The 8,978-nt window shown below is 38.3% G+C and carries 8 protein-coding genes; 4 read left to right on the forward strand and 4 right to left on the reverse strand.

Annotated features, from left to right (window positions below; genetic code table 11):
* The 3 genes from JCM21738_RS19575 to JCM21738_RS19585 all read left to right on the forward strand — a co-directional run.
* Positions 1-677 (forward strand): Mu transposase C-terminal domain-containing protein (locus JCM21738_RS19575; protein WP_031308107.1); only part of this gene is annotated, 677 nt, incomplete at its 5' end.
* Positions 670-1,470: an ExeA family protein gene (locus tag JCM21738_RS19580; protein WP_023626054.1), complete on the forward strand. Its 801-nt coding sequence runs from the start codon at positions 670-672 to the stop codon at positions 1,468-1,470. The genes JCM21738_RS19575 and JCM21738_RS19580, both read left to right, overlap by 8 nt.
* Complete coding sequence (locus JCM21738_RS19585) at positions 1,467-1,703, forward strand: DUF5348 domain-containing protein (protein ID WP_023626053.1); 237 nt, start codon at positions 1,467-1,469, stop codon at positions 1,701-1,703. The genes JCM21738_RS19580 and JCM21738_RS19585 overlap by 4 nt, the downstream gene beginning before the upstream one ends.
* Before the next feature lie 294 nt (positions 1,704-1,997).
* Here the strand turns inward: JCM21738_RS19585 and JCM21738_RS19590 are convergent, their stop codons facing one another.
* The 4 genes from JCM21738_RS19590 to JCM21738_RS19605 form a co-directional block, all read right to left on the reverse strand.
* Positions 1,998-3,254 (reverse strand): restriction endonuclease subunit S, encoded by a 1,257-nt coding sequence (locus JCM21738_RS19590; protein WP_023626052.1) that lies wholly within the window; start codon positions 3,252-3,254, stop codon positions 1,998-2,000.
* Between the two features lie 3 nt (positions 3,255-3,257).
* A complete protein-coding gene (locus tag JCM21738_RS19595; protein WP_023626051.1) occupies positions 3,258-4,811 on the reverse strand; it encodes a type I restriction-modification system subunit M in 1,554 nt (517 codons plus the stop codon).
* Positions 4,812-4,836: 25 nt separating this feature from the next.
* On the reverse strand, positions 4,837-5,421 hold the full coding sequence (locus JCM21738_RS19600; RefSeq protein ID WP_023626050.1) for a restriction endonuclease subunit S: 585 nt from the start codon (positions 5,419-5,421) through the stop codon (positions 4,837-4,839).
* A gap of 111 nt (positions 5,422-5,532) precedes the next feature.
* A complete protein-coding gene (locus JCM21738_RS19605; protein WP_023626049.1) occupies positions 5,533-8,286 on the reverse strand; it encodes a type I restriction endonuclease subunit R in 2,754 nt (917 codons plus the stop codon).
* Positions 8,287-8,605: 319 nt separating this feature from the next.
* Here JCM21738_RS19605 and JCM21738_RS19610 point away from each other — a divergent pair, with 319 nt between their 5' ends.
* On the forward strand, positions 8,606-8,950 hold the full coding sequence (locus JCM21738_RS19610) for an AAA family ATPase (protein ID WP_023626048.1): 345 nt from the start codon (positions 8,606-8,608) through the stop codon (positions 8,948-8,950).
* The last annotated feature ends 28 nt before the right edge of the window (positions 8,951-8,978 follow it).

The raw sequence follows: 8,978 nt of genomic DNA on the forward strand, positions 1-8,978 counted from the left end.
AAAAGCAATATCGAACCAAATGGATGTCGCGTACCTGCTCAAAAATAGGCACTCGACTGACTTATACGAGGCCGTACTCAGCTGAATCAAAAGGGAAAATTGAACGCTTTAATAGAGTAATAGATTCATTCATAAGTGAGGCTGTCATCGAAAAACCCAATACACTTGATCGTCTGAATGAGCTTTTCCAAGTGTGGCTGACAGAGTGTTATCAGAATAAGCCTCATTCTGCACTTGGGGAGAAAATCAGCCCAGAAACGGCATTTCGTTCAGATAAGAAAGCGATTCGGTTCATCGATCCGGATACGTTGAGTAATGCATTCCTCCATTGTGAAACGAGGAAAGTCGATAAATCAGGATGCATCAGTTTCATGGATCAAAAATATGAGGTCGGCCTGGCATTCATTGGACGACAGGTTGAGGTTATTTATGATCCTGCGAATATCGAGGAGCTTACCATTGAGTTCGAGGATCATACTCCTTGGAAAGCCAAGAAGCTTGTCATAGGGGAAAGAGCCGGAAAGCGTCCTGCATTACCTGAGCACCTGCAGGTGCAGAATGTAGATTCTTCAAGACTATTAAAGGCAGCTGAACGAAAGAACCAGGAGCGTCAAACAGAACAGAAACCTGCCGTGACCTTCCGTGCCGTTTGGAAGGAGGATGATTCTCGTGTTTGAAGTCTTCTATGAAATGGATAACACACCTTTCGCCAGAGATCTTCCGACTGATCAATTGTATGATTCCTCGATGATGCAAGAAATCCTTGGAAGGCTGAAGTACACAGCTGAAAGACAGCTTTTCGCCGTTCTGAGTGGGGATAGTGGTACTGGAAAGACTACGACCATCCGTAAGTTTGTGGACAAATTGGATAAAGGGAGATTCCATATCCTTTACCTGTCTGACTCTAAGTTAACACCTCGTCATTTTTACAAAGGTCTTTTGGAACAGTTAGGCTCTGAAGCGAAGTTTTACCGAGGAGATGCAAAACGGCAGCTTCATCGTGAGATTGAATTGATGAAAGGCATACGAGGCCTACAACCTGTGGTGGTAGTGGATGAAGCCCATCTTCTGGACCGGGAAATGCTTGAAGAAGTCCGGTTCCTACTGAACTTCAAAATGGATTCGCAAAGCCCGATGGCACTCATTCTCGTCGGTCAAAGTGAATTGTGGGATCGACTTCGACTCCAATCCTACGCAGCGATACGCCAAAGAATCGATATCCAATTCCAGTTGGGACATCTTGATCGTGCACAGGTTGAGGAGTATGTTTCTAGGCATCTTCATTATGCCGGAGTTGATCAACCAATATTCTCTGACGGGGCTCTCGATGAAATCCATCGGTTTTCTGGTGGTGCCGCAAGGCTCATAAATAAACTCTGCACACATAGTCTACTCTATGGCTCACAAAATGGTCGAAGGATCATTGACGACCATATGATCAAGCAAGTCATCCAGGGTGAGCTTTCATGAAAAGTCGCTGGAAAGAAATGAATTACAATGAAGAGTTAGATTGTTGGATTGTGTTTTGGGGAGACAATTCTGGTTATAAGATGCGATGTGGTGAATGGTTTGATCTGCATCTGGGAAATGGGAAGACTCTTTCCTGTCGCCTGGAATTGGGCAGAGATTGGTATATCTTTACCGGTCGAAATGATGTTAAGTTCTACCTTAAGAAAAATGAGACGTATCAAGTTGATTTGTAAATCATTTGGGAAGCATGTGAAATGCTTCCCTTTCATTTTTGGACAGGGAATCCGTCAGTTTTAGGACAATTAACATCGTCAAGTTCTGGACATTATAGAACGTCATTAACAATAAACCTTAAAATCTGGATTTAAAAAGGCTCAAAATCTTACCATTGAAGAGTAGATTAGTAACGCGGTTTTTTAAAAAATTCCCAATTTCTAATTTCTAGATAGATCAATACTTTTTCACTGAGCTAAGACTTATCTAAAAGAAGCAAAGGTTCATAATCCTTTGCTTCCTTTATTTCTTCTTCAAATGAACATATTTCGCATGAAGGCTTGCTTTTGTACTCCGAGCACAGTTAATCTTTCTTTTTCATTTTTAATTTGTTTATCTAAAAGCATTAAGAATTCTGCGATATTTTGCTGCTCCTTTTTAGAAGGCAATGGTACGAGTATATTAGAAAAATTTTCTTTACTTACAGTAAAACGTGTAGAACCAGTAGCGTGCTTAATTATCTGTTTTCTCACAAGGTCAGTATTACAAAAGAAATGAGAATATTTTATATCTAATTGTGCTGATTTGTATGGTCTAAACCTGATTAAATGGTAGCTATAAACGGTATTCGGTAAATCCGTTGGTATAACAATAGAATGTCCTATATCTTCAGGAGTTTCAGAAGAAGGAGTAAAAATTATATCACCTTTTTTAAGATTATTTGTTACGATCTGTTGGCTTGATGCAGAGTTTTTTGTTAGTGTTCTATAGTTGTTAATATTGACAACCTTATGATTATAGACATCCATATAATTTAATAAATAGACTTGTTCTTCGGAATTTTTAATTACCTTATCAACACTACTGGTTTTAAATTCTCCAATCTCACCTAACTTTTTGAATTGCCATTCAGGATATTCTTTTCCATTCTCATCCTTAAAACGCAATTCTTGATTGAAAATCTTCTGTATAAACCCTTTTTTCTTCTCTTTCAACAACTCTATTTTTTCTTTTTGTAGTTGCATTTTTTTATCTAAATGACAAATGAAATCTGCAATTTTTTCTTGTTCCATTTGAGATGGTAGAGAGACTTCAACAGAACTTAATATAGATTGGCTAACGTTGAAACGAGTACTTCCACCTGCCTTAGAGCTAATTTGGTGTCGGATTCCAGGGGATTCCAAATTTAGTTTTAGAAAGTATGGGTTGTATTCTTTTTGTCTCTTACCGCGAATTACAAATCCACCATATAAAGCAAACTCATTTTTATCTAAATAAACGGAACTTTTTCCAATATCATCTCTAGTCTCAGAGCTGCGAAGGAATAACAAATCTCCATACTCAACTTTATTAGTTTGCTCAACCTTTTGCGAAACAAAAACAGAACCTATAATATCATCATATTTTATTGAATTATTGTTTAAGATGTCTAATACGTTAATAAATTTTCGACCATGTCCATAACTATCTTTATCCGCATTAATACCATTACTAAATGACATTAAATTGCTGAGTAGAGTCAATTTCCACTCGTCATTAAAACCCTTAAATCTTAATTTAGGTGCATTCACCCCTTACACCCCCAACTCTTTAAAGTACTTCTCTAACTCACTATCCACTTCCGCAATTTCTTTATCAATTTCTTCCAAACGTCGTACTACACCTTGTAAATCAATTGGTTCTTCCTCTTCAAAAGTATCTACGTAACGAGGAATGTTTAGGTTGTAGTCATTATCTTTGATATCTTCCAAGGTAGCCGCATATGAGTACTTGTCGATTGTTTCACGGTTTTGGAATGTCTCAATAATTTTATTAACATTTTCGTCAGTTAAACGGTTTTGATTTTTACCTTTTTCGAATTCATTGGATGCATCAATAAATAATACATTGTCGTCTTGCTTGCGGCATTTTTTGAATACAAGAATAGATGTTGGAATGCTTGTGCCGTAGAAAATATTTGCTGGTAATCCTATTACTGCATCCAGGTAATTTTTTTCTTCTATTAGGTATCTACGGATGGCTGCTTCTGCTGCGCCACGGAATAGGACACCGTGTGGTAGTACGACTGCCATTGTACCGTTACCATCTAACTGGTGAATAAAATGCTGGATGAAGGCGAAGTCTGCTTTTGATTTTGGTGCAAGCTTTGCATAGGCACTAAATCGTTCATCTTCTTTGAACTTATTATCTGCACTCCAATTTGCCGAGTATGGAGGATTGGCAACAATCGCTTCAAAGCGTTGGTCGATATGCTGTGGCTCTTCCAAAGTATCGGCATTACGAATATCAAAGCGCTGGTATGGTACGTCATGAAGCAGCATGTTCATTCGGGCCAGGTTGTATGTTGTTGATACTTTTTCCTGTCCGTAATATTTGTGTACCTTTGCTTCTTTTCCTACGCGAAGCAGCAATGAACCTGAACCGCAAGCACCATCATATACATCCTTAATTTCTGTTTTTCCTGCAGTAACGATCTTTGCTAAAATCTTTGAAACTTGTTGTGGGGTATAAAATTCGCCAGCCTTTTTACCAGCATTTGCAGCGAATTGGGAAATCATATATTCATAAGCATCGCCTAGAACATCAATTTCAACATCGTCTTGTAAAAAGGGGATGTCTGCAATGTTCACAATGACTTTACTGATTAAGTTCGTACGATCCTTGACTGTTCTTCCAAGGCGTGAAGATGTTAAGTCCATATCATCAAATAGATGTTGGAAATCGTCCTGGCTGTCTGCTCCTAAAGTAGAGGACTCGATCGCTTTGACACCGTTTTGAAGCATTTCAATATCGAAGCTTCCATTTGCACCTTTTTTGATTTCTTCCATGAAGTGAGAGAATAGGAATTGAGGCTCGACGACATAGCCTAATTCATCGATTAAGTACTCTGCCAGGTCATCACGGTATTCTTCATTTTTCCATGCGTCGGCATATGAATAATTGTCTTCTTTTAATAATACATTTGCGCGTGCTTCTACTTTTTCAGAAAGGTAACGGTAGAAAATCAATCCTAAAATATAATCTTTAAATTCACTGGCATCCATTTGGCCACGCAGATCGTTGGCCATAGACCATAATTTTTTATGCAGTTCCGCCTGTTGAAGGCGTTGTTTTTCGCTTGAAGTCATTGGAAATTCCTCCTGAAATAGTTTTTTAAGGCATACTTTGAATGAGTTTTTGCTGGATATACACCTGTTGTAACTCTGTTCTTTCAGCTATCAATGCAGTTTTACGCTTTTTTAGCTGAGAGATCTTTCCGATTATGATTTGTTGCTGGACAGGTGGTAAATCTATTTCTAGATCTTTAATATTGGATAGTTTCAATAAAGGAGTCACTGTGCCTTCACATAATACCGCCAGCTGTTTTTGGATAAATGGATGTTCATTAAAGTACCACTCAAAGAAAGCTCCATCTACATTACTAGCTAATTGGATTTTAATAAAGTTATTTGTTAGCAATAAACCATTGTATTTCTTAGGTAACAAAGCAATTTTCTGTGTTTGCGTATGTAAGATAAGACTATTCGAATCGGTTAAAAGCTGAGGTGTCAATTTATCCTTTGGTACAGTAATTACTGCATTTTTATCTTTTGAAATACGGTAAGTAAAGCCGAGTGTCTCGTTAAATTCCTTTAAAGAAAGTGGCTTAACTTTTGATGTCATAACATCAGAAGAGAAGGTTTCTAAACGGTTTGTAAACGCACCCTGGGTAACTTCCGCGATTTCGCCTAGTTTCATCACACACCTCCTTGATATTTTTAAATATATCATAATAGCTGTGCTAACCGAAAGAGATATTTTTTAAAATATCATTAAAAGAGAAGAGCGCTTAATCAGCGCTCTTCAGAATTAGGCTCCATACTTTTCAGTAAAGTCTCGGATAAAGGTAGTTATCGCTTTGATGGCTTTGTTCTTTTTTAGGAACGAACCTGATAAAGAATCCATGATTGCATTCTTCTCAATTAGATTGGAATATTCATACGTTGAAACCTGTTCGCGCAAGACGCTGTCTTCAATATCTACTGTTTTTGCAAACATAGCGAGCTCTTGATCGCTCATTTCTTCTTCGTAACGATTATAGGCATCGATAACTGATTCATCTGGAGCCAATGTAGGTGCAACCTTATCCAGGAAGCCTTTAATCAGTTCAATCTTCAATCGAAGCTTCGGATCTGATGCGTGTTCCAGTTCCTGTTTGATGAAACGAATCTCTCTGTCACGTTCCTCGTCATTTTCAGTGTTGAGGTTGGCGATCAGATTCAAGATGTAGCTGACATTGATTTTGTCTGTGTGCATGAGTTCCAACTCGAAGTCGATGTCGTGTAGAATCGATTCTTTCGGCACTTCGCTACGCTTGAAATCTTCGTATACCTTGAAGTATTTGCTCTTGTAATCCTCGTATGATTGCTGCGATATCGTTAGCTCTGTTTCGTCAAACTCAAAATCTGAGAATGACTGTAAACGCTGAAGGAATTTCGTTACATTCTTGAAGGCTACGATAAAGCTACGTTTATCTTCTTCTCGCTCCAGTTCGTCAACATCTTCTGGAATGACCGCAATCTCCCGTAAATTTTTCACGGCTTCTTTGAAAGCTTTTAAGTATTCCTCATAGCTGCCCATTAATACGGTGTCAACATTGTCAGTCCTTGAGAATAACTTGATAGCCTCATCTGTATTGTCTTTTAAGTTTCGGTAGCAAACGATATTCCCGTATGGTTTGGTCGCCTTCTCAACACGGTTTGTCCGGCTGTACGCTTGCAGCAGGTCATGATACACCATGTTCTTATCTACATAGAGAGTATTGAGCGGCTTGCTATCGAATCCAGTCAGGAACATTTTTACGACTAACAGAATATCGATTTGAGCATTCTTTACCTTTTTTGATACATCAGAAAAATATCGATCCCAAGTTTCGGTAGAGTAGTCTGTGTCGTTCAACTTGTTATAGTCCTTAATCATGCGATCCAGGGCTTCACGAGAATGTTCGCCTGTTCCATCACTTTCCTCATTTTGTCCATACGAATAAATTCCGGCGATTTTTAGGTTGTGATCCTTTGACTTAAATATATCGTAGTACTTAATCAACGTAGGAATAGAATCGACTGCGAACATGGCGCAATAGCTTTTGCTTTTTGAACGCCGTTGATGATTTTCAATAATGTGATCAGCAACGAGATTCAAGCGGCGTTCATCATGCCAAACTTCATCTGTATCAATTCCTGGTACCTTTGTTTTATCATTTTCATTAATCTTGGCGTTGAACGTACGAATATATTCAACTGAGAAACCTAATACATTCCCATCTCTGATTGCATTCTTAATTAGATAATAATGCAGGCACTTTTCAAAAAGGTCAGCAGTGGTGCGTCCGTCCTGGCTCTTGTTTTCCTTGAACCTTGGCGTTCCTGTAAAACCGAAGTACTGAGCATTTTTAAAGTGATGATCAATTTCCTTGCGCATGTCCCCAAATTGGCTACGGTGGCATTCATCAATGATGAAAACCACGCGCTCCTGTTTATATGGCTGCATGATATGGGCGTACTTTGGATTCTTGATTGCATTGTTCATTTTCTGGATGGTAGTCACAATGAATCGCTTCATAGGATTCTGAATTTGCTCGATCAGAATTTCGGTTTTGTCTGTCCGGTCAACAGCACCTTTTTGGAATTTATTGAACTCTGCAATCGTTTGGCTGTCCAGGTCCTGACGGTCGACGAGGAAGAACACTTTTGTGATGCTTTTCTCATCAGCTAGAATTTGTCCGGCTTTAAAAGAGGTCAAGGTTTTACCAGAACCGGTTGTATGCCAAATGTAGCCGTTATTATTTGTTTCAGTTGCCCGTTTTACCAGTGCTTCTACGGCATACACCTGGTAAGGACGCATAACCATCAATGCCTTGTCCGTATCATTGATAACCATATAGCGACTGATCATTCTTGCCAGATGGCATGGCTGCATGAACGCTCTCGCAAAATCCTGTAAGTTCGTAATCAGCCCATTGTTTTCATCCGTCCAGAAGAACGTGAAGCCAAACTGGATGTCATAGTCCGAGTTAGAGAAGTACTTCGTATCTACTCCATTACTCACCACAAAGATTTGCAAGAAACGATACAGGCCATTAAAAGTATGACGGCGGTAACGCTGGATCTGATTGAATGCTTCTTTAAAGTCCAGGCCGCGTCTCTTCAGTTCAATTTGAACTAGAGGCAGGCCGTTAATCAGGATTGTCACATCATAACGATTGATATAGGTGCCTTTTACCGTAGTTTGGGTCGTCACCTGAAACAAGTTCTTGCACCAGTCTTTTGTATTCATGAGTTCAACATATAACTGCGTACCGTCCTCACGTTCAATCAGCAATTTGTCACGCAGGATTTTCGCTGAGTCGTATATGCTTTTACCTTCGATGAGTGTAAGGATTCTTTTAAACTCTGTATCAGTTAACGGTTGTCCGTTTAGTTTATGGTGGTTGAATGTATTCAGTTGGTCCTTGAAATTAGCTAATAAAGCGTCATAGTCGGCAATCTTTACTGCTTGATAACCTAGATTCACAAGTTGACTATGTAAATTTTTTTCAAGCGCAGCTTCGGATTGATATCCCATGCTTATATCCTCCTTTACATGGTCTGTATTTATTATACTTAAAAATACCTGGTTTGGTTTCGGTTTTTATAATATTTTCCATACAAGTTTAATGGATGTAGATTCCGTTGTTTCTCTTTGAGATTGTAATCCGATAGGGATAGAATCAATATCAAGTTATAATCTACTAAAATTTGGTATGATATAATTAAAGAACTTTAAATTTATGGAAATAAACAAATTAACGAGTGTTTTGATTTAGCTTAAAATGGTTCATATCTGTAATCTCGACTAATGACTGTAATAGAATAACTTTATTTTAATTAAAGGAGTAGTGCAGATGCTTATAGAACAAATAAAAATTAAGGGATTTAGGAACTATGAAGATGCACTGATTAATTTGCAACCTAAAACATTAATAATAGGATCTAACGACGTAGGTAAATCAAACCTTCTTTATGCGCTTCGAATACTCTTAGATAAGAGTCTTTCAGAAGCTGACCTAGAGCCAGCTGATTCTGATTTTTACGCATTTAATGATATCGAACAAATAGAAATTATTATAAAGTTTATCAATTGTGTAATGCAAGAGAAAAGTGCAGAAGAATGCAACGAAAAATACAGAAGCTTGCCAGTCTTCCTTTTTGTATTCATTTTAGCCGCGACAGAGCATTTGAGACCCTAAAACTATCCCCTGTAAAATTTCACTAGCG

It is taken from the genome of Mesobacillus boroniphilus JCM 21738 (assembly GCF_000517385.1).
GTDB classification, from domain to species: Bacteria; Bacillota; Bacilli; order Bacillales; family Cytobacillaceae; genus Mesobacillus; species Mesobacillus boroniphilus.